Genomic DNA, 19,679 nt, shown 5'->3' on the forward strand with positions numbered 1-19,679 from the left:
ACGCCAGCGTTTCGGCCGCCTCCGGGCGCACCCCACCGGCCCTCGGGGGGCGGGGGCGGCCCTTGCCCGGGGGCCGGCGAGCGCCCGCACGCCACCGCCCCGGGGCGCTAGGCCAGCAGCTCGACCGCCACGTCCGCCGGGAACCCGGTCGTCGGACCGGTCCGGCGGGCGAACTCCCGGACGCCGGCGAGCTGGTCCGCCCCGAAGCGGAAGTCCAGCGTCGTGAAGTACTTCTCCAGCAGCGCCGCGTCGAACGCCTCCCAGCGCGCGGCCTGCTCGGCGACCTTCGCGACCTCCTCCAGCGACACGTCGCGGGAGGCGAGGAACGCCTCGTGGACCAGGCGCACGACACGCGGCTCGCGCGCCAGGTACTCCTTGCGCACGGCCCACACCGCGAAGACGAACGGCAGGCCCGTCCAGTCCTTCCACATCTGCCCCAGGTCATGGACCTGGAGTCCCAGCCGGGGGGCGTCGTGCAGGGAGGCGCGCAGCGCGGCGTCGCCGATCAGGACGGCGGCCTCGGCCTCCTGCATCATCACGCCCAGGTCCGGCGGGCAGGTGTAGTAGTCGGGGGTGACCCCGTACCGCTCGGTGAGCAGCAGCTGCGCCAGGCGTACGGAGGTGCGGGAGGTGGAACCGAGCGCCACGCGCGCGCCGTCCAGGTCCTCCAGCGGCCGCTGGGAGACGATCACGCACGACATCACGGGGCCGTCGCAGCCGACCGCGAGGTCGGGGAAGGCGACCAGGTCGTCGGCGGCGCGCAGGAACTCGACGAGGGTGATCGGCGCGATGTCGAGGTCGCCCCGGACGAGCCGGTCGCTGAGCTTCTCCGGGGTGTCCTTCGTGAGTTCGAGGTCGAGGAGCGTTCCGGTGCGGGCCAGGCCCCAGTAGAGAGGGAGGCAGTTCAGAAACTGGATGTGTCCGACGCGGGGCCGGCTCCGCAGCTGGTGGGGATCGTCGGTTGAATTGTCCACATCGCGAGGCTAGCCCCGTCTCGTACGGCGGGCCGCGCCGGGTCCGGCGTCAGCGCGGAGGGGCTCCGCCGGACATCCGGGTGACGTGATCTTTCCCTCTACCCATGCGCGCACCCTGCGTGCTAGGCTCGACGCAAGTTGCAGTTTGGTTTCCCTTGCAGTACAGAGCCTGCGGAGCATGTGACCCGCAGGCTTTTGTAGTTTTCAGACTTGTTTGGCAGGTTCTGGAGCAGGGCAACCCTTTGGCCCATAGGAGGGCTTATGGCTACCGGAACCGTCAAGTGGTTCAACGCTGAAAAGGGCTTCGGCTTCATCGCCCAGGACGGCGGCGGCCCGGATGTCTTCGTCCACTACTCCGCGATCAACGCGTCCGGCTTCCGCTCCCTCGAGGAGAACCAGGTCGTGAACTTCGACGTCACCCAGGGCCCGAAGGGCCCGCAGGCGGAGAACGTCACCCCGGCCTAGTCGTTCGGGTCGGCGATCGCGCACGACTTTCAGTACCAGCTAGTAGCAGTACCCAAGGAGCCCTTTCCGTCCGGTCGCACGGCCGCGCGGAGAGGGCTCCTGCCTTGTCCGGCCCCGTCACCGGTCGTACAGCTCGTCGATCTCCGCCGCGTACCGCTCCAGCACCGCCTTGCGCCGCACCTTCAGCGTCGGTGTCAGTACGCCGTCGGCGACGCTGAAGTCCCCGTCCAGGATGGTGAACGCCCGGATCCGGGCCGGCCGGGACACCCGCGCGTTCGCCGCGTCGACCGCCTCCTGGACCAGGGCGCGCACGGCCGCCCCGTCCAGGCCGCGCACGGCGTCGGCGTCCACGGTGATCAGCGCGACCGGATAGGGGCGGCGGTCACCGGCCATGACGGCGTGCGAGACGACCGGCGCCCGCTCGATGAGCAGCTGGACCTCCGCCGGGCTGAGGTTCTTCCCCGACGACGTGATGATCAGGTCCTTCTTGCGGCCCGTGATGGTCAGGAACCCGTCCTCGTCCAGCGCCCCGAGGTCCCCCGTGTGCAGCCACCCGTCGCCGGCGACCTCACCGGCCGCCACCATCGGCCCGCGCGCCAGGATCTCCCCGTCCTCCGCGACGCGTACCTCGCACCCCGCCACGGGCCGCCCGACGGTCCCGTGACGCACCGCGCCGGGGTGGTTCAGCGAGATCACCCCCGCCGACTCGGTCATGCCGTACCCCTCGAAGACCTGGATCCCGCAGTCCCGCAGGAACTCCAGCGTCTCCGGCGCGATGGGCGCGGCTCCGGTGAGCGCCACGCGCAACCTGCCGCCGAGCGCCTCCCGCACCTGCCGCGGGGAGGCCCCGAACGACAGGGCCATGCCGTGCACCTTCTCGAAGAGGCGCGGCACCGACGGCAGATGCGTGGGCTGCGCCTCCGCCAGCTCCGCGACCACGTTCTCGACGCGCCCGCCGAAGTAGCACAGCTCACCGCCGTGCAGCAGGGTGGTGAACTGGATCATCTGGGCCAGCAGGTGGGCCAGGGGCAGGTAGAGATACGTGCGGTCGCCGGGGCCGGCCTCGATCAGCGGGAGCGTGGCGTCCTGGACGGCACCGAAGTTGCCGTGCGTGAGGCGGACGCCCTTGGGCGGGCCGGTGGTGCCCGAGGTGTACATGATGGCCGCCCCGTCGTCCGGGCGGACGGCCGCCGCCCGGTCGGGCGGCCCGTCCGGGGAGCCCTCCACCGCCGGGACGGTGCCGAGCTCCACCACGTGCCGCAGCGCGGGCAGCCCTCCCCGCACCGCCGCCACCCGCTCCCCCTGCGCCGCGTCCTCCACGAGCACCACCGAGGCTCCCGAATCACCGAGGACCCAGGCCAGTTCCTCCGGCCCGGCCGACGGGTAGACGGGCACCACCACCGCGCCCGCGGCGAGCACGGCCAGGTGCGCGTACGTCCACTCCACCCGGGTCTCGGACAGGATCGCGACCCGGTCCCCCGGGGCCACGCCCAGCGCGGCCACGCCCCGCCGCCAGTGCCGTACCGTCACCCGCAGCCGGTCGTAGCCGACCGAGGTCCAGGTCCCGTCGTCGCGCCTGTGCCGCAGCGCCGGCAGCTCGCCGTACCGCTCCGCCGCCCACTCGGTGAGGACCGCGAGTGTCACGGGCCGTATGTCGTCCATGGGCCGACGGTAAGGACGGCGAGGGCGGCGGGGACATGACGGAAAACGTCGGCCCCGCTGACCCCGGCGCTCAACACCGGTACGGTCCGGCCATGGCCATGGCCAAGCGGACCATCACCGTGCACCATGTGCGGGCCCTGGTGCGCGGCGCGCGGCGGCAGGGGCTCGACACCGTGCCGCTCCTCCAGGCCGCCGGGATCCCTCCGCTGCTGCTGGGGGACGACCGGGCGCGGGTCACCTCGGCGCAGTTCGCGCTGCTGTTCCGGGCGCTGTACCGGGCGACGGGCGACGAGTTCCTGGGGCTCGCCACCGCGCCGAGCCGGCCCGGGACGTTCGCGATGATGTGCCACGTCTCGCTCGGCTGCCGGGACCTGGGGGCGGCGATCGAGCGCGGTACGGCGTTCTACCGGCTGTTCCCGGGCGGGCCCGAGCTGGGCCTGCGGTGCGAGGGGGGCGAGGCGGCCCTGACGGTGGGCGGTGGTCTCGGGGACGAGGACCGGTTCCTCACCGAGTGCCTGGTGATCATCTGGCACCGGCTGTGCAGCTGGCTCGTCGGGCGCCGTATCCCGCTGCTGCGGGCCCGTTTCGCCTACCCGCCGCCGCCGCACCGGGACGAGTACGCCGGGCTGTTCGGGTGCCCGGTGGTCTTCGGCGCGGAGGCGACCGAGGCGGCGTTCCCGGCGCACTGGCTGACCGCCCCGCTCGTACGGGACGAGCGGGACCTGGACGAGATGCTGCGCCGCACGCCCTTCGAGCTGCTCAGCCGCCGGGCGTACGGCACGACCGTGGCCGAGCAGGTGCACTGTGTCCTCGCCCGGGCGCTGCGGGTCTCGCCCCGGCTGCCGTCGCTGGGCGAGGTCGCGGCGCGGCTGGCGGTGAGCCCCGCGACGCTGCGGCGCCGGCTCCAGCGGGAGGGGACCTCGTACCAGCGGCTGAAGGACACGGTACGGCGGGACGCGGCCATCGCGGGCCTGGCCGAGGGGCGCGAGCCGGTCGCCGAGCTGGCCGCGCGGCTGGGGTTCTCGGAGGACACCTCGTTCCACCGGGCGTTCCGCCGGTGGACGGGCACGACGCCGGGTGCGTACCGGGGCCGGGGAAGCTGAGCGTTCCGGTCAGCCCCTTCCTTACTCCGGGGTCACTACGGTCTCCCACACCGTCCCACCCCCACCGGACGTCGGGAGAGCCGCACATGCGCGTACGAACCACGGTGCCGGCCTGCGTGGCCGCACTCGCCCTGACCTTCGCCGCCCCCACCCCCGCCGCCGCCTCCGCCGGGGAGGCTCCGGGGTCCCCCGGCGACCTGGTGAGCGCCGAGCGCTCCGCCTTCCACCCCCTGCCCGGGCAGCCGACCGCCACCAGGGCCTGGAAGATCCACTACCGCTCGACGTCGGTGACCGGCACCCCGAACGTCGTCTCCGGCACCGTCATCGTCCCGCGGGACGGCCGCACCGGGCCCCGGCCGCTGATCACCTACGCCGTCGGCACCGTCGGGCTCGGCGACTCGTGCGCGCCCAGCGCGGGCTTCCCCAGGGGCACCACGATGGAGGCCAACCTGATCCAGCAGCTCACCCTGCGCGGCTGGGCGGTGGTGGTCACCGACTACGAGGGCCTCGGCACACCCGGAGAGCACACGTACACCGCCGGATCCTCGGCCGGGCACGCCATGCTGGACGCGGCCCGCGCGGCGATCCGCCTGCCGGAGGCGGGGCTCGGCGCGGACACCCCGGTCGGCATCATGGGCTACTCGCAGGGCGGCCAGGCCGCCGGCTGGGCGGCCGAACTGCACTCCTCGTACGCCCCGGAGCTGAAGGTGAAGGGCACGGCGGCCGGTGGCGTACCGGCACGGCTGGCGCGCCTCGCGCCCGTGCACGACGGTTCGTACGGCTCGGGGCTGCTGTTCATGGCGGCGGCCGGGCAGGACGCCGCGTACCCGGAGCTGAAGCTCGACTCGTACCTCAACACGGCCGGCACGGCGCTGATCGGCTTCCTCCGGGACAACTGCGTGGCGGTCGACGCGACCGTCGGTTCCTTCAAGCGGATCTCCGACCTGACGGTGCGCGATCCGCTGGAGACCCCCCAGTGGCAGGCCCGGCTCGCCGAGTCGGACCTCGGGAGGAAGGCGCCCGGCCACCCGGTGTACCTCTACCACGCGCTCGCCGACGAGTTGATCCCGTACTCCCAGGGCTCGGGGCTGCGCGAGGACTGGTGTGCCAGGGGCGCCGACGTGCGCTGGCGCACCATCGTGGTCGGCGAGCACGTCTCCGGCGTGATCACCGAGTCCCCGAGGGCCGCCGACTGGCTGGCGGACCGGTTCGCCGGGAAGCCCGCGTCCGGCGACTGCTGAACCCGCGAGCGTGCGCCCACGAGCGACGAGGTCCGTGTGGCGCCCCTCGGTACGGCCGGGGGGCGCCACGTCGTCCCGTTGTGCTCAGCAGCGGGGCCTCTACGCTGGATCACATGACCGAACGCAAACCGCCAGGTGTCGACGTCGAGTCATGGGTCGACAAGCAGATCCGCGAGGCGACCGAACGCGGTGACTTCAGCGACCTCCCCGGCTTCGGCAAGCCTCTGCCGGACGACACCGCCCCGTACGACGAACTGTGGTGGGTCAAGGGCAAGATGCACCGCGAGGGGATCGCCCCCGTCCTGCCGCCCGCGCTCGCCCTCCGCAAGGAGGCGGAGGACGCGCTGGAGGCGGTGGGACGGGCGACGAGCGAGGCGGAGGTGCGCCGGATCGCCGCCGGGATCAACGAGAAGATCGCCGAAGCGGTCCGCCGCCCGCCGGCGGGCCCGCCCCTGCGGCTGGTCCCCCTCGACGCCGACGAACTCGTCCGCCAGTGGCGGTCCCGGCGCGACGCACCCTAGTCGGCGCACAACGCCGCCGCACAAACGTTTTACGCGTCAGACGTCTCGCGCGTACCGCACCCGGTAGCGCAGGTGCGTGACGTTCTTCCCCTCGGCGACGGAGACCGGTCCCTCCAGCTCGTACGGCGCGCCCGTCAGGTCCGGGAAGAACGGCGTCCCGCCTCCGAGCAGCACCGGCACCAGGTCGATGCCGACCTCGTCGACGAGCCCGGCCTCCAGGCACTGCCGGGCGATCGTCCCCGCGTTGACCACGACGTGCCTGCCCTGGGCACCCGCGAGTTCACGGGCGAGCGCCACCGCCTTCTCCACCCCCTCGGTGACGAAGTGGAACGGCGCTCCCTCCCGGGGCCAGCCGTCCGGCACCGAGTGGGTGACGACCACGACGGGCACCCCCATCGGGTGGTCGCCGCCCCATCCGCCGGTCAGGTCGAACAGCTTGCGCCCGACGACCAGCGCCCCGGTCTCGCGGACGGTCCGGTGCCAGTGCGCGGCGCTCACCCCGGTGAGCCGGAAGGTCAGCTCGGGGTGGGTGGTCCCGACGGTCACGTCGCCGTTGCCGTACCAGGTGAACAGCTTGTCGAAGCCCGTCTCGTCCGGCCCCGAGATGTAGCCGTCGAGGGACATGCTGGCCCCGGTGTACACCTTGGTCGTCATGATGCCGCTCCTTCGTGGGTCGTCGGAGGGGTGGACCGCCGGCGGCGGGAAAACTCATCGCGACGGGCGTAGCGTGAGTCGTGTCTCGGGGAGAACGCCGTCCGCCCCCAGGGAGGCGCACCATGGTCACCACCGCACTGGCCTCCGCCCTCGACATCCCCCGTACGCATCCCCTGCGGGCGCGGGCGGTGAACGCCGCCGAGCTCCGCGCGATGACCGCCACGCTGAAGGGGCTGGGCCCCGGCGACTGGTCGCTCGGCACGGCGTGCGACGGCTGGACCGTGCGGGACCTCGCCACCCACGTGGTGGGGCAGTACGAGGAGCTCGCCCGGCCGTGGCTGCTGGTCGGCCGGACGCTGCTCGGCCGTCGGCGCCACCCGCGACTGGCGCCGCTGGACGCGCACAACCTGTGCCAGGTGGAGGCCCGGTGCTCCGTGCCGCCCCAGGCCGTCGCGGAGCTGCTGGACCGGTTCGGTCCACCGGGACTGCGGGCGGTGGAGCGTCTGCCGGGCGGCCTGCGGCGGCGGGTCCCGCTGAGCGCGCTGTTCCCGGAGGCGAAGGAACTGCCCGACGACTCCATGGACTACCTGGCCAGGGTGCTGATCACCCGCGACACCTGGATGCACCGGGTGGACATCTGCGACGCCACCGGCCGTGAGCCCGTCCTGCACGAGCACGACAAGGAAGTCGTCGGCCAGGTGCTGCTGGACCTCGCCCTGGACTGGAACGGCCCTCCGGCGTTCCTGGACCTGTCCGGTCCGGCCGGCGGCCGCTGGAGGCTGGGACGGGGAAGGCCCGCCGTGGTGGTGCGGACGGACGCCGTGACGCTCATGCGCCACCTGTCGGGCCGCCCCCGGCCGGGCGGCGTCGACTGCGACGGAGATCCCGCCGCCGTGGCGGCCGTCGAGGCGGCGCGGGTCGCGTTCTGACCGGCGGGAGGCGACAGCCGTGTCACGCCGGCCGGCAGGCGCGGCAGCGGCCCGGCTCGGGCGCGCGGAAGGCGCGGTCGCAGGACTCGCACGTCTGGAACGGGTCGGGAGCCGCCGGTGCCGAAGGGAGCGGCGGCGGCAGCAGGGCGGTGAGGCGGTAGGCCAGTACGGCGGCCGGGTTGCGCATCCGGTCGGGGAGGCCTGCGGTCAGGGTCCGCCGTACGGCGTCGGGGGCGGCGTCCCGTTCCAGCCAGGCGGCGACGCCGGGGGCGAGGCGCTGGACGTCCGGTTCGGAGAGCAGCAGGCGGCGGTCGTCGCGGCGCAGCCCGGCGAGGAGGCCGACGGCGGCACGGTGGCGGTCGGGGTCGTGGGAGCCGGGCGCCGGGAGGGGCGGGGCGGGTGGCCCGGGGACGGGCTCGGGTCGCGGCTCGGGCGCGGACGCGGGCCCGGGAGGCGCGGGTGAGGACGGCTGCTCGGGAGCGGGGCCGGGGTCGGGGTCATGTACGGGTACGGGTACGGGACCGGCCACCGACTCGGGCACGGGGTCCGTCCCGGGAGCGGCCACGGGGGCGGGATCCGGCGCCGGGATGGCGTGGGCGGCGCCCGGTCTGTTGTAGGAGACCGTGCGCGGCAGCAGCCGGCCATTCGGCAGCCGCTCGCACGAGCGCGCCAGATACCCGGCGGCCTCCAGCTCCCGCATGGCCTCCGTGATGCGCTGCTCGCTCTCCGGGAAACGGTCGGCGAAGCACTTGATGCCGACGCGGGCCCCGGCGCGCAACGACTGGATGTGGACGGCGAGCCCGATCGCGACGAGGCTCAACTCGCGATGCTGGGCGAGGTGGTTGCCGACCACGGTGTAGTGGCTGGTGTGCCGCACGTTGACGTGGACGACACCGGATCGGGGGGCCGATCGGCGAACGGGGGGCTTCGCGCGCGAGGGCGCGCTAAGGTTCTGAACATCCATCGGGAAGCCGCTTACTTCCTAGGTGGCTAGGCCCTCGTCCGGGATGGCCGTCCCGGCGAGGGCTGTCGCATGTCTGCGGTCGGTCGCGGTGAGCATATGCCAGCCAACCCGCCCCAAATCCAGCCGAGTGGGCACACTCCACCCATGTGGGTGACGGGAGGGTGGGGTGGGGTGGGGAAGGTCTTTTCCCCTACGTTCTTTTCTCTGTAGGCGTCGCGGCCCACCGCGTCCCGGTCCACCGCGTCGCGGGAATCCACGACGCGGTACGCGGCCGGCGCCGTCACAGTCCGGTCAGCTCGGCCCAGACCGTCTTGCGAGGCGCCGGTCCGGGCGTCACGCCCCACCGGTCGGCGAACGCCTCGACGAGCAGCAGCCCCCGCCCCGCCTCACCGTCGGACGGCTCCCGTACGACGGGCATGCGCTCACCCCGCGTATCCGTCACCTCTATACGGAGGACATCCCCGGCCACGAGGAGCGTCAGCCGGAAGTCCCGCCCGGGGACACGCCCATGGACGACGGCGTTCGCCGCCAGCTCCGCGACGACCTGCGCCGCCGCGTCGAACGCCAGTCCCCAGGAACGGAGTTGCTCGACCGTGAGCAGCCGGGCCAGCCGAGCGCCCCGGCGGGTCGGCGACAGTTGGACACTGAACTGGCGAGTGAGGGTCGTTTCGTGATTCACGTCACTCAGAGTGGCGCAGCGCACCTAACCTGAACAGTGATGTTGCCTGTACGTGCGGTGACTGTCCTGGTGTTGTCCAGCCCGGTCCAGCCGGTACACGGACACGGGAGACGGGGTGTTGATGAGCGAAGAGGAACTGGGCCTGGAGGACGACGACTCCAGGGCCGTCATCACGGCGGTGGGCCGCCAGCTGAAGTTGTGGCGCGAGGCGGCACGCCTCAAACCGGCCGAGTTCGGCACCGCCATCGGCTACGGCGAGAACCTCGTCTACAAGGTCGAGGCCGGCAAGCGCATCCCCAGGCCGGAGTACCTGGAGAGGGCGGACGAGGTCCTGGGCGCGGGCGGCAAGATCGCAGCGATGGCGAAGGACGTCGCGGAGGCGCGGTACCCGAAGAAGGTCCGGGACCTGGCGAAGCTGGAAGCCAACACGGTCGAGATGGGTGCGTACACGAACACCGTGGTGGATGGCCTGTTGCAGACCGAGGACTACGCACGCGCGCTGTACAGGCTGCGGCGTCCGGCATACGGAGAGGACGAGGTCGAGCGACAGGTGGCCGCACGGATGGATCGGCAGCACATCTACCAGCTGAGCCCGGCGCCCCTGCTGACATTCGTCCAGGAAGAGGCGACGCTACGACGCCCCGTCGGGGGCAGAATGGTTCTACGCCACCAGCTCGAACGTCTGTTGGAGCTGGCCAAGTTGAGGCACGTCGAGATCCAGGTCATGCCCACGGAGGCGGAGGAGCACGCGGGCCTTGCCGGATCCCTGCGTGTGCTCAAGCTCAAGGGCGGCACCGCAGTGGGACACGACGAGGTGCAGCTCACGAGCCGCCTGATCTCCGACCCGAGGGAAGTGCAGGTTCTCGAGATGCGCTATGGCATGATCCGGGCCCAGGCTCTCACCCCTCGGGAGTCTCTGGCCTTCATCGAGAAGATTCGGGGAGAGACATGAGCCTCACGCTTTCGACCGGGACCACACCGGAGTGGCACAAAAGCAGCTACAGCACCAACGACGGCCCTGCGTGCGTCGAAGTCGCCTGGCTCAAGAGCAGCTACAGCACCAACGACGGCCCCGACTGCGTCGAAGTCGCCACCGCCGTCAACACCATCCGCGTCCGCGACTCCAAGAACCCCGCCGGCCCCCAGCTCGCCGTCACGCCCGCCGCGTGGTCCGCGTTCCTCGGCGGCGTCTGAGCGCCGCACCTCCCGCGACCGGGCGGTCGCCGACGGCAGCCGCCCGGTCCGCACCGCCGGGTGAGCCGGGCGGCCAGGACGGCGGCCGGGCCGCCGGCTTGCCGACCACCGACCGCACGGCCCCGCCCGCCCCTTGCCGGAAGCGGGCGCCACATCGCCTTGCCCACCTCGCAATCCACGCAGGCGGCCGGGGCGGCCGGGGAACGGGGCGGCCCCGGTCCGCGTAACGGCGTCGCCCGGCGGGCGCGGTGGCGCGGTACGCGCTTTTCCTATGGTCGTATTCGCTCTCTGTCATCCCTCATGCACCATGCCGTGGGCATATCGCCGCTTTCTCCGGCGGAGTGACGGGCATCGAACCGTCATTGAGGTGGACACGACCACCTCCGAACGGAAGGGCGGGCCATGTTCCCGAACACACTCGACACGTTCGTGACCTCCGTACGGCACGGCAAGGAGATGATGATGATCCACCGGGTCACCGGTGGATACCTCACCCACAACGGCGACCTCCAGATCGAGACCGACCCGGTCGAGAACATCCACAACAAGCGCCACCTCTGGGTCGCCCACCTGGACGGCTACTACAAGGGCAACGCCGTCTACCTCTTCCAAAACAAGCGGGAGGACAAGTACCTGTCCATCAACCCGGACAACGTCCGTGACGGCATGCGCTTCACCGACCTGGTGGACCCGAAGGACCCCCAGGCCGCGAAGAAGGCCAACGCCCAGCGGTTCCTGGTGCTGCCCATGTGCAGCAACGGCGGGTACGCGCTGGTCCCGGTGCTCGCCACGGAGTACGCCCTCATGCCGATGGGCAACCGGCCCGGTCCCGGCTGCGACCGGCCGCTTCCGCACTGGGGCGGACAGTCGTCGGACAACGCCTCGCACGACTTCGTACGGGCGCCCGACCAGCCCGAGCGCGAGGACCCCACGGACCGGGACATCACGGGCTCGGTCGGCCGTGCCGGCGGAGCGGGCGGCTCGTAGGGCGGTGAGCCCGCCGGTCACTCCCCTTTCTCGTACAGCGCCTCTATGTCCGCCGCGAAGTCCCGCGCTATCGCCGCCCGCTTGAGCTTCAGGGAAGGCGTCAGGTGACCGCCCTCCTCCGTGAAGTCGGTCGTCAGGACGCGGAAGCGGCGGATGGACTCGGCGCGCGAGACCAGGCGGTTGGCCTCGTCGACCGCCCGCTGGAGGGCCGTTCTCAGGTCCTCGTCCGTCACGAGGTCCCGCAGTGGCACGTCGTCCTTCTTCCTCATACGGCGCCAGTGCGCCAGGCCGTCCGGTTCCAGGGTGATCAGGGCGGTGACGTAGGGACGGTCGTCGCCGACCACCATGCACTGGGAGACCAGGGGGTGGGCGCGGAGCCAGTCCTCCAGCGGGGCGGGCGTGACGTTCTTGCCGCCCGAGGTGATGATGATGTCCTTCTTGCGGCCCGTGATGGTGAGGTAACCGTCCTCGTCCAGCGCGCCCAGGTCGCCCGTGGCGAACCACCCGTCGGTGACCGCCGGCACCGCCCGGCCGCGTTCCGCGTCCCAGTAGCCGGCGAAGACGTGGCCGCCGCGCAGCAGGACCTCGCCGTCCTCGGCGATCCGCACCGCCGTACCCGGCATCGGCCGGCCCACCGTGCCCAGCTTGGGCCTGAGGGGCGGGGTCACGGTGGACGCGGCGGTGGTCTCCGTCAGGCCGTACCCCTCGAACACGTCGATTCCGGCGCCCGCGTAGAACGACGCGAGGCGCCGCCCCAGCGGGGAGCCGCCGCAGATCGCGTACCGCACGCGGCCACCGAGGGCCGCCCGGATGCGGCGGTAGACCAGCGGGTCGTACAGGGCGCGGGCGGCCCGCAGGCCGAGCGACGGTCCGGGACCGGTGCCGTGCTGGGCCGCCTCCACCGCCTCGCCGTACCGCCGGGCGACCGTCGCGGCCCGGTCGAAGGAGGCGGCCCGGCCCATCTTCTCGGCGGTGGCGCGGCCGGTGTTGAACACCTTCTCCAGGACGTACGGGATCGCCAGCAGGAACGTGGGGCGGAAACCGGCCAGGTCCGCGAGGAGGTCCTCGGTCCGGATGGACGGCGCGTGGCCGAGGCGCACCCGGGCGCGCAGACAGCCGATGGCGACCATCCGGCCGAACACATGGGACAGGGGCAGGAAGAGCAGGGTGGAGGCCGGGTCCTTGCTGACGGACTTGAAGACCGGGTGCAGCAGTTCGACCGCGTTGTCCACCTCGGCGAAGAAGTTGGCGTGGGTGAGGACACAGCCCTTGGGGCGGCCGGTGGTGCCGGAGGTGTAGATGAGGGTGGCGATCGAGTCCGGGGACAGGCCGGCCCGCCGCGCGGTGATCACCTCGTCGGGTATCCGGTGGCCCGCCTGGCGCAGGGTGCCGACAGCGCCGTTGCCGAGGACCCACAGGTGCTCCAGCCCCGGCATCCGCTGCCGTTCGCCGCTGATGAGCCGGGCCTGGTCCATGTTCTCCACGGCGCACGCCACCGCGCCGGAGTCCTGGAGTATCCAGCGGGCCTGGAAGGCGGAGGAGGTCGGGTAGACGGGGACGGTGACCAGTCCGGCGGCCCACGCGGCGAAGTCCAGCAGGGTCCATTCGTACGTCGTACGGGCCATGATGGCGAGCCGGTCGCCCGGCCGCAGGCCCTCGGCGACGAGCCCCTTGGCCACCGCGAGGACTTCGGCGGCGAAGCCGGCGGCGGACACGTCGGACCACGCGCCCTCGGCGTCCTTGCGGCTGAGCACCGGATCGGCGGGCGCCTCACGGGCGTTGTCGAAGGGGATGTCGGCGAGGGAACCGCTCGTCACGGGGGGAACGAGGGGCGGGACGGAGACTTCGTGCGGCGGCTGGGTGGGGGCGACTGTCACGTGCGGCTCCTTCGTCGGGCCGGGGCCGAGGAGTCGCTGCCGGGGCACCGTCTCGACCCTTTCCTGACCTTTGAGTAACCTTACTCAGGAGTAAATCTAGGGCCGAGCAGGGAGTCAGGACAATGGCCGATCGTCATCCGCGCCCCACCGCCACGGCACCCGGCCGTTTCCCCGCCCGGCGGCTCGGCCCGTCACCGCTCGCCCTGGCGGCCGGCGCCCTGCGATCCCCGTTCAAGCACCCCGGGCCGGACGCGCCGGCCCCCGGCCGACGGCTCGTCGCGCCCGGCGTACGGATCGACCCGGCCAGCCTCGGGGCGTACGCCCGCGTGTGCGGGTTCCGGGGGGCGGGGCCGGTGCCGCTGCCGTACCCGCACGTCCTGGCGTTCCCGCTCGCCCTGCGTCTGATGGCCGCGCGGGACTTCCCCCTGCCTCTCCTCGGGCTGGTCCACACCTGGATCGAGGTCACCCAGCACCGGCCGCTGCACCCGGCCGAACACCTGGAACTCACCGTCCGGCTGGCCGCGGTGGCCCCGCACCGGCGGGGCACCGAGGCCACCGTCACCACCGAGGCGCGGGTGGCGGGCGAGCCGGTCTGGGAGTCCCGCAGCGGCTACCTGGCCCGCCACCGGGCACCCGGCCCCCACCCGGCGGAACCCGCACCGCACGCCGCACCGCCGCCCGTCCCGCAGGCCGCACCGCTCCCCACGCCGCTGCCCGCCCGCGCGCAATGGCGCCTCGCACCGGGGCTGGGCCGCCGCTACGGCCGCGTCTCCGGCGACCGCAACCCGATCCACCTGCACCCGCTCACCGCCCGCGCCTTCGGCCACTCGCGGCCGATCGCCCACGGCATGTGGACGTTCGCCCGCTGCCTGGCCGAGCGGGACCAGGACCTCCACGGCGTACGCGTACACGCACGGTTCAAGGCGCCCGTCCCGCTCCCGGCCACCGTGACCTACGCCGCCGGGGACACCGCCTTCCAACTGCGCGGCGCGGACCGGGTCCACCTCACCGGGACGGTGACCAGCGCCGACCGTCCATGAGGCCGCCCAGGCCCGTCCAGGCGAAGTTCATCAGGGTCGCGGCCGCCTCCTTGGCCGACACCCCGGGTGTCTCGTTGGCCCACTGCGCCAGTGACTCCGCCGCGCCCACCAGGGCCTGGGCGAGCCCGGACACGTCCCGGTCGCCGAACGGGGGATCCTGGTGCGCGCCCCGGGCCGCCTCGCCGATCAGGCCGGTCACGAACGCCGCCATCTCGTCCCGCATGGCCGCCACTTCCGCCGCGAAGGGCTCACCGTGCGTACGGGCCTGCTGGTGCAGCACCGCCCAGCCGTCCGGGTTCTCGGCGGTGTGCGTGAAGAAGGCGGTGAGCCCCGCCCACAGTTGCCGGTCGGCGGGCAGCCCCGGCCCGGCGGCGTCCCGCTCCACCCCGGCCCGTACGGCGGCGACCAGCGCGGCGGCCTCCCGGCGGATGCAGGCGGTGAAGAGCTCCTCCTTGGAGTTCAGGTAGAGGTAGACCAACGGCTTGGACACGCCCGCGAGTTCGGCGATCTCGTCCATCGAGGCGGCCCGGTATCCCCGCTGCCCGAAGGTCCGCACGGCCGCGTCCAGCATCTGCTGTTCGCGCACGGCCCGCGGCATGCGCTTGGCCTTCGTCCCCGTCCTCTTCACGACAACCGTCCTCCTACTTCTCGGCAGTCGGTAAGCCTACGGCCCGGCGGGAGGGCGCGTGCCGCGCACATAGCCCGGCGACACATGCGCCGTTCGCTACCGAAAGTGTTCATGTCACTCCCGCAGGTGATGTTCCGTGGTCCCGGGGGGCTGCTTCCCTACAGAGGTCGCTCTTTGCCGGACACTCCCGATCGGAGTTCTGCATGAGGCTGTTCGCCCGCCGCACCTGCGTCGCGTTGCTCCTGCTGCTTCCCCTCGCCGCGACCCCGTCCACCGCCACCGCCGACGACGACGACCGGCCCGCGCCACTGCGGACCACCGCGGCGCCGGTGCCCGACCAGTACATCGTCACCCTGAAGCCGGGCACGACCTCGGCGGTCCGGATCGCCCAACAGCTCGGCGTCACCCCGCTCCACGAGTACTCCAGCGTGCTGCGCGGTTTCACGGCCAGACTCAGCGCCTCCCAGCTGGCGACCGTACGGGGCCTGCCGGACGTGGCGGCCGTCGAGCAGGACGCGGTGGTGACCGCCGGCCCCCTGCGCGCGAACCGCGCCCCGGCCGCCAGCTGGGGGCTGGACCGCATCGACCAGCCGTATCTCCCGCTCGACCGGCAGTTCTACGTCAACAGCTCCGGTTCCGGCGCCACGGCCTACGTCCTCGACACCGGCATCGACTACGGGCACGCGGAGTTCGGCGGCCGCGCCAGGCCCGGCTTCGACGTGATGGGCGACGGCCGGAACGGACAGGACTGCAACGGCCACGGCACGCATGTCGCGGGGACCGTCGGCGGGGCGACCTTCGGGGTCGCCCGGCAGGCGTCCCTGGTCAGCGTCCGCGTACTCGGCTGTGACGGCCGGGGCTCCCTGGGCGGGATGATCGCCGGCATGGACTGGGTGGCGAAGAACGCCAGGCAGCCCGCCGTGCTCAACGGGTCCCTCGGCGGCCCGCGGAGCGACGCCGTCAACCAGGCGGCCACCGCCCTGTCGGACAGCGGCGTCCTGCCGGTGATCGCCGCCGGGAACGACTCGATCGACGCGTGCAACGTCTCGCCGGCGAGCGCGGCCCGGGTCCTCACCGTCGGGGCCACCAACCACCAGGACCAGGAGACCGGCTTCTCCAACTTCGGTACCTGCCTGGACATCTACGCCCCCGGGGCCGCCATCGTCTCGGCGAAGCTCGGCGGCGGGAGCGTGGCGCTGAACGGCACGTCCATGGCCAGTCCGCACGTGGCGGGCGTCGCCACCCTCCTCAAGGCGCAGAACCCCTCGGCGACACCCCGGCAGGTCTACGGGTGGATCATCGACCACTCGGTGAAGGGCGTCCTCACGGTGACCAAGTCCTCCCCCAACCGCCTGGTGCAGACCGCCGGCCTCTGAACGTGCGCGAAAACGCCCCCACCGGCCGGTGGGGGCGTCCTCGTGCGAGGGAGGGTCAGGCGGTGACCGGCACGGTCGCCTTCCGCTCGGTCCCGCGCACGTCGTACGCGCCGCTCTCGCCGGTCTCGTCGTCCTCGTCGTCCTCGTCGATCGGGGAGGACGACGCCGCGTTGTACGCGTCGAGGTCGAGGATCTTCTCGCGGGCCGCGACGACCACCGGGACGAGCGCCTGGCCGGCGACGTTCGTGGCGGTGCGCATCATGTCCAGGATCGGGTCGATCGCCATGAGCAGACCGACGCCCTCCAGCGGCAGGCCCAGCGTGGAGAGGGTCAGCGTCAGCATGACCGTGGCGCCGGTCAGACCGGCGGTGGCCGCCGAGCCGATCACCGAGACGAAGGCGATCAGCAGGTAGTCGCCGATGCCCAGCTGCACGTCGAAGATCTGGGCGATGAAGATCGCGGCGAGCGCCGGGTAGATCGCGGCGCAGCCGTCCATCTTGGTCGTGGCGCCGAACGGGACGGCGAAGGAGGTGTACTCCTTCGGGACGCCGAGGCGCTCGGTGACCTTGACGGTGACCGGCATGGTGCCGACGGACGAGCGGGAGACGAAGGCCAGCTGGATGGCGGGCCAGGCGCCCTTGAAGAACTGGATGGGGTTGACCTTGGCCACGGTCGCCAGCAGCAGCGGGTAGACACCGAACATGACCAGCGCGCAGCCGATGTAGACGTCGGCGGTGAAGGTGGCGTACTTGCCGATGAGGTCCCAGCCGTAGTCGGCGATGGCGTAGCCGATGAGGCCGACGGTGCCGATCGGCGCCAGGCGGATGACCCACCACAGGGCCTTCTGCAGCAGCTCCAGCACCGACTCGCTGAGGGTGAGGATCGGCTGGGCCCTCTCGCCGAGCTTCAGGGCGGCGATACCGGCGACGGCGGCCATGAAGACGATCTGGAGGACGTTCAGCTCGGTGAACGGCGTGATCACGTCGGTCGGGACGATGCCGGTGAGGAAGTCCAGCCAGGATCCGGCGTTCTCGGGCTTCTCGCCGTCCTTCGGGGTGAGGCCGGTGCCGGCGCCCGGGTTGGTGAGCAGGCCGATGGTGAGGCCGATGGCGACCGCGATCAGCGACGTGATCATGAACCAGAGCAGGGTGCGGGAGGCCAGCCGGGCGGCGTTGTTGACCTTGCGCAGGTTGGTGATGGACACCAGGATCGCGAAGAAGACGAGGGGCGCCACGGCCAGCTTCAGCAGCTGGACGAAGATGTGGCCGACCTTGTCGAGGGTGGTGTACAGCCACTGCACGTCATAGGTGCGGGTGATCCAGCCGAGGATGACGCCGAGCACGAGACCGGCGACGATCTGGGCCCAGAAGGGCACCTTGGGTATGCGGCGGGTGGGCTGGGTATCGGGGTTCGCGGTGCTCGCGGACGCGGACACGGACACACTCCAGTGGTACGTATCGGGGAATACGGGGACGAGGGGTGCGGCGCACGCGCCTTACGGCGGCGCCGCTGCATGATGCCGGGTCAGACCTCGCGGCAACAGACCGCGGACATACAGCGGCAGAGGTCGACATGCAGGCGCGCCACGAGCGGGATGCTCATGACGTCGTCTCGGGGGCGCACTGCTGTCTTCACGTCGAACACGTTAACACTTGAACTTTGAGTACCTCAAAGCACTTCTTTGGGGCGCGGGGGCCCGGAACGCCAACACCCCCGTGCGAAGCGAAGCTTCGGCACGGGGGTGCGGGGTGCGCGTGAGCCACCTCACTGCACGGCGCGGTCCTCGCGGGTCCGGTTGGCCTCCAGGCGGCCCTTCGCGGTCTCGACCTTCTCGACGATCTGCGCGGACATCGCCTCACGCTGCTTGCGCAGCAGGACGAAGCTGAGGGGCGCCGAGATCACGATGGACAGGAGCAGCACCCACAGGAGGTTGGAGTCGCCGAGGCCACGCGGCAGCGCGCCGACGTACACGAGTCCCCACAGGACGAGGAAGCAGCCGGCGAAGACGCCGAGACGCATCAGGGTGTACCGGATCGTGGCGCTCGTGCTGGCGGCAGCGGACACGGCGGGGCCTTCTTCCTTCGTATTCCTTCGTACGGCGTTCCTGCCCGTCTAGTGAAGCACGTGACGAATCGATCAATTCAGGGGGTGAGCGGCAGATACATGATGATGTCGTCACGGTCGTCGCCGTCGGCGACGCGGATCGCGTCCGGGACCCGCCCGACCTCCTTGTACCCGCACGAGGCGTAGAACCGGTCGACGCCGGTGCCGCCGCGGCAGGTGAGCCGGATCGCCTCGATGCCGCCGAGGCGGCGTACCGCCGTCTCCGCCGCGGCCATGAGGTCGCGCCCGTACCCCTTGCCCTGGTGGCGGGGGTGCACCATCACCGTGTAGAGCCACACCCAGTGCCGCATCAGGCGGTGCGTGTTGTACGCGACGAAGGCCGTGGCCGCGACGGCCCCGTCCTCGTCGCGGCCGACGAGCAGGCGGGTGCGGCCCTCGGCCATGGCGGTGAGGTGCTTGACCCACTCCGGGCGGATGTCGTCGGGGGTCACGGGCGGGACGAAGCCGACGGAGCCGCCCGCGTTGGAGACGTCCGTCCACAGGGTGAGGACGCCGTCGCGGAGGGCGGGGTCGATCCGCGGATCCAGCTCGAAGGTCAACGGCATGCGCTCGACGATAAACGGCTCAGCGCAGAGCCCGCGCCGCCATCCGCAGGTCGGACACCAGGCCCGCGTAGAGCGCCTCCCGGTCGTCGGCGCGCAGCACCGCGGAAGGGTGGATGGTGGCCACCAGGCACTCGCCGCGCTCCTCGTGCCCGGGGAGCGGCAGCAGCGCGCCGCGCTGCTTCGTCACCCGGAACGACGAGCCGAGCAGCGCCTTCCCGGCGGTCGCGCCGAGGGCGACGATCACCTCGGGATCGACGAGCCGCAGCTCGGCCTCCAGCCACGGCTTGCAGGCGGCCGTCTCACGCAGGCTCGGCGACTTGTGGATGCGGCGCTTGCCCCGCTCGGGGACGACCTCGAACTTGAAGTGCTTCACGGCGTTGGTGACGTAGGTGTCGCCGGGCTCGATCCCCGCCTCGTGGAGCGCCCGGGTGAGCACCTTGCCGGCCGGCCCGACGAACGGCGCGCCCTGCCGGTCCTCCTGGTCCCCCGGCTGCTCCCCGACGAGCAGGACCCGCCCGTGGGCGTTCCCGGCGCCGAAGACGGTCTGCGTGGCCTCCCGGTGCAGCGGGCACCCCCGGCACCCGGCGGCCGCCTCGCGCAGCACCTCGACGCCGGCGCCCTCCGGTACGAAGGGCTCGGCGGTGTAGGCGTCCTCCGGGGCGGCGCCCTTGCGGCCGGTCACGCGCCCCGGGTACCCACCCGGGGCGCGGCCGAAC

21 protein-coding genes are annotated in these 19,679 nt (G+C 72.3%); 10 read left to right on the forward strand and 11 right to left on the reverse strand.

Translation table 11 applies throughout. The features are described from left to right. Positions 1-107 precede the first annotated feature (107 nt). The gene (locus tag ABD347_RS20145) at positions 108-974 is read right to left on the reverse strand and encodes a menaquinone biosynthetic enzyme MqnA/MqnD family protein (RefSeq protein WP_344363249.1); all 867 of its coding nucleotides are present in this window, start codon (positions 972-974) and stop codon (positions 108-110) included. Positions 975-1,235: 261 nt separating this feature from the next. Between ABD347_RS20145 and ABD347_RS20150 the strand changes: the two genes are divergently transcribed. Next, positions 1,236-1,439 carry a cold-shock protein gene (locus ABD347_RS20150; protein ID WP_003967102.1) on the forward strand — a complete coding sequence of 68 codons (204 nt, stop codon included), beginning with the start codon at positions 1,236-1,238 and terminating at the stop codon, positions 1,437-1,439. Positions 1,440-1,556: 117 nt separating this feature from the next. Here ABD347_RS20150 and ABD347_RS20155 read toward each other — a convergent pair whose 3' ends face one another. After that, positions 1,557-3,101 carry an AMP-dependent synthetase/ligase gene (locus ABD347_RS20155; RefSeq protein ID WP_344363252.1) on the reverse strand — a complete coding sequence of 515 codons (1,545 nt, stop codon included), beginning with the start codon at positions 3,099-3,101 and terminating at the stop codon, positions 1,557-1,559. 98 nt (positions 3,102-3,199) lie between these two features. Between ABD347_RS20155 and ABD347_RS20160 the strand changes: the two genes are divergently transcribed. The 3 genes from ABD347_RS20160 to ABD347_RS20170 all read left to right on the forward strand — a co-directional run bounded on the left by ABD347_RS20160 (position 3,200) and on the right by ABD347_RS20170 (position 5,966). Then, the gene (locus tag ABD347_RS20160; protein WP_344363441.1) at positions 3,200-4,204 is read left to right on the forward strand and encodes an AraC family transcriptional regulator; all 1,005 of its coding nucleotides are present in this window, start codon (positions 3,200-3,202) and stop codon (positions 4,202-4,204) included. 86 nt (positions 4,205-4,290) lie between these two features. After that, on the forward strand, positions 4,291-5,445 hold the full coding sequence (locus ABD347_RS20165) for a lipase family protein (protein WP_344363254.1): 1,155 nt from the start codon (positions 4,291-4,293) through the stop codon (positions 5,443-5,445). Positions 5,446-5,558: 113 nt separating this feature from the next. Then, entirely contained in the window at positions 5,559-5,966 is a 408-nt protein-coding gene (locus ABD347_RS20170; RefSeq protein ID WP_344363257.1) for a DnaJ family domain-containing protein, read from the forward strand. A 36-nt stretch (positions 5,967-6,002) separates the two neighbouring features. On the opposite strand, the gene ABD347_RS20175 is transcribed toward ABD347_RS20170, so the two are convergent. Further along, complete coding sequence (locus tag ABD347_RS20175) at positions 6,003-6,620, reverse strand: dihydrofolate reductase family protein (RefSeq protein ID WP_344363259.1); 618 nt, start codon at positions 6,618-6,620, stop codon at positions 6,003-6,005. Between the two features lie 122 nt (positions 6,621-6,742). Between ABD347_RS20175 and ABD347_RS20180 the strand changes: the two genes are divergently transcribed. Continuing rightward, positions 6,743-7,549, forward strand: coding sequence for a maleylpyruvate isomerase family mycothiol-dependent enzyme (locus ABD347_RS20180; protein ID WP_344363262.1), 807 nt, complete (start codon positions 6,743-6,745; stop codon positions 7,547-7,549). Positions 7,550-7,571: 22 nt separating this feature from the next. Here ABD347_RS20180 and ABD347_RS20185 read toward each other — a convergent pair whose 3' ends face one another. Beyond that, on the reverse strand, positions 7,572-8,513 hold the full coding sequence (locus tag ABD347_RS20185; RefSeq protein ID WP_425575709.1) for a helix-turn-helix domain-containing protein: 942 nt from the start codon (positions 8,511-8,513) through the stop codon (positions 7,572-7,574). 280 nt (positions 8,514-8,793) lie between these two features. After that, a complete protein-coding gene (locus ABD347_RS20190; RefSeq protein WP_425575710.1) occupies positions 8,794-9,192 on the reverse strand; it encodes an ATP-binding protein in 399 nt (132 codons plus the stop codon). A gap of 121 nt (positions 9,193-9,313) precedes the next feature. On the opposite strand from ABD347_RS20190, the gene ABD347_RS20195 reads away from it, so the two are divergent. The 3 genes from ABD347_RS20195 (at position 9,314) to ABD347_RS20205 (ending at position 11,373) form a co-directional block, all read left to right on the forward strand. Then, positions 9,314-10,144, forward strand: coding sequence for a helix-turn-helix domain-containing protein (locus tag ABD347_RS20195; protein WP_344363268.1), 831 nt, complete (start codon positions 9,314-9,316; stop codon positions 10,142-10,144). Then, entirely contained in the window at positions 10,141-10,386 is a 246-nt protein-coding gene (locus ABD347_RS20200) for a DUF397 domain-containing protein (protein WP_344363270.1), read from the forward strand. Before ABD347_RS20195 ends, ABD347_RS20200 begins: the two co-directional genes overlap by 4 nt. A gap of 402 nt (positions 10,387-10,788) precedes the next feature. Continuing rightward, positions 10,789-11,373, forward strand: a complete 585-nt coding sequence (locus ABD347_RS20205; protein ID WP_344363272.1) for a hypothetical protein — start codon at positions 10,789-10,791, stop codon at positions 11,371-11,373. Between the two features lie 17 nt (positions 11,374-11,390). Here ABD347_RS20205 and ABD347_RS20210 read toward each other — a convergent pair whose 3' ends face one another. Further along, the gene (locus ABD347_RS20210) at positions 11,391-13,250 is read right to left on the reverse strand and encodes an AMP-dependent synthetase/ligase (protein ID WP_344363275.1); all 1,860 of its coding nucleotides are present in this window, start codon (positions 13,248-13,250) and stop codon (positions 11,391-11,393) included. A 122-nt stretch (positions 13,251-13,372) separates the two neighbouring features. Here ABD347_RS20210 and ABD347_RS20215 point away from each other — a divergent pair, with 122 nt between their 5' ends. After that, positions 13,373-14,290, forward strand: a complete 918-nt coding sequence (locus tag ABD347_RS20215; RefSeq protein WP_344363278.1) for a MaoC family dehydratase — start codon at positions 13,373-13,375, stop codon at positions 14,288-14,290. Here ABD347_RS20215 and ABD347_RS20220 read toward each other — a convergent pair. Continuing rightward, positions 14,256-14,888, reverse strand: coding sequence for a TetR/AcrR family transcriptional regulator (locus ABD347_RS20220; protein ID WP_344363446.1), 633 nt, complete (start codon positions 14,886-14,888; stop codon positions 14,256-14,258). The genes ABD347_RS20215 and ABD347_RS20220 overlap by 35 nt on opposite strands. Before the next feature lie 233 nt (positions 14,889-15,121). Between ABD347_RS20220 and ABD347_RS20225 the strand changes: the two genes are divergently transcribed. Continuing rightward, the gene (locus ABD347_RS20225) at positions 15,122-16,294 is read left to right on the forward strand and encodes a S8 family peptidase (RefSeq protein ID WP_344363281.1); all 1,173 of its coding nucleotides are present in this window, start codon (positions 15,122-15,124) and stop codon (positions 16,292-16,294) included. Between the two features lie 55 nt (positions 16,295-16,349). Here ABD347_RS20225 and ABD347_RS20230 read toward each other — a convergent pair whose 3' ends face one another. The 4 genes from ABD347_RS20230 to ABD347_RS20245 all read right to left on the reverse strand — a co-directional run bounded on the left by ABD347_RS20230 (position 16,350) and on the right by ABD347_RS20245 (position 19,645). Then, positions 16,350-17,729: a dicarboxylate/amino acid:cation symporter gene (locus tag ABD347_RS20230; RefSeq protein WP_344363284.1), complete on the reverse strand. Its 1,380-nt coding sequence runs from the start codon at positions 17,727-17,729 to the stop codon at positions 16,350-16,352. 329 nt (positions 17,730-18,058) lie between these two features. Continuing rightward, positions 18,059-18,313 carry a DUF4229 domain-containing protein gene (locus ABD347_RS20235; protein ID WP_425575717.1) on the reverse strand — a complete coding sequence of 85 codons (255 nt, stop codon included), beginning with the start codon at positions 18,311-18,313 and terminating at the stop codon, positions 18,059-18,061. 122 nt (positions 18,314-18,435) lie between these two features. Next, positions 18,436-18,963: a GNAT family N-acetyltransferase gene (locus ABD347_RS20240; protein WP_344363287.1), complete on the reverse strand. Its 528-nt coding sequence runs from the start codon at positions 18,961-18,963 to the stop codon at positions 18,436-18,438. Between the two features lie 19 nt (positions 18,964-18,982). Further along, complete coding sequence (locus tag ABD347_RS20245; RefSeq protein WP_344363290.1) at positions 18,983-19,645, reverse strand: UdgX family uracil-DNA binding protein; 663 nt, start codon at positions 19,643-19,645, stop codon at positions 18,983-18,985. Between the last annotated feature and the right edge of the window lie 34 nt (positions 19,646-19,679).

The sequence above is a fragment of the Streptomyces gobitricini genome (assembly GCF_039532985.1).
Lineage (GTDB): Bacteria > Actinomycetota > Actinomycetes > Streptomycetales > Streptomycetaceae > Streptomyces > Streptomyces gobitricini.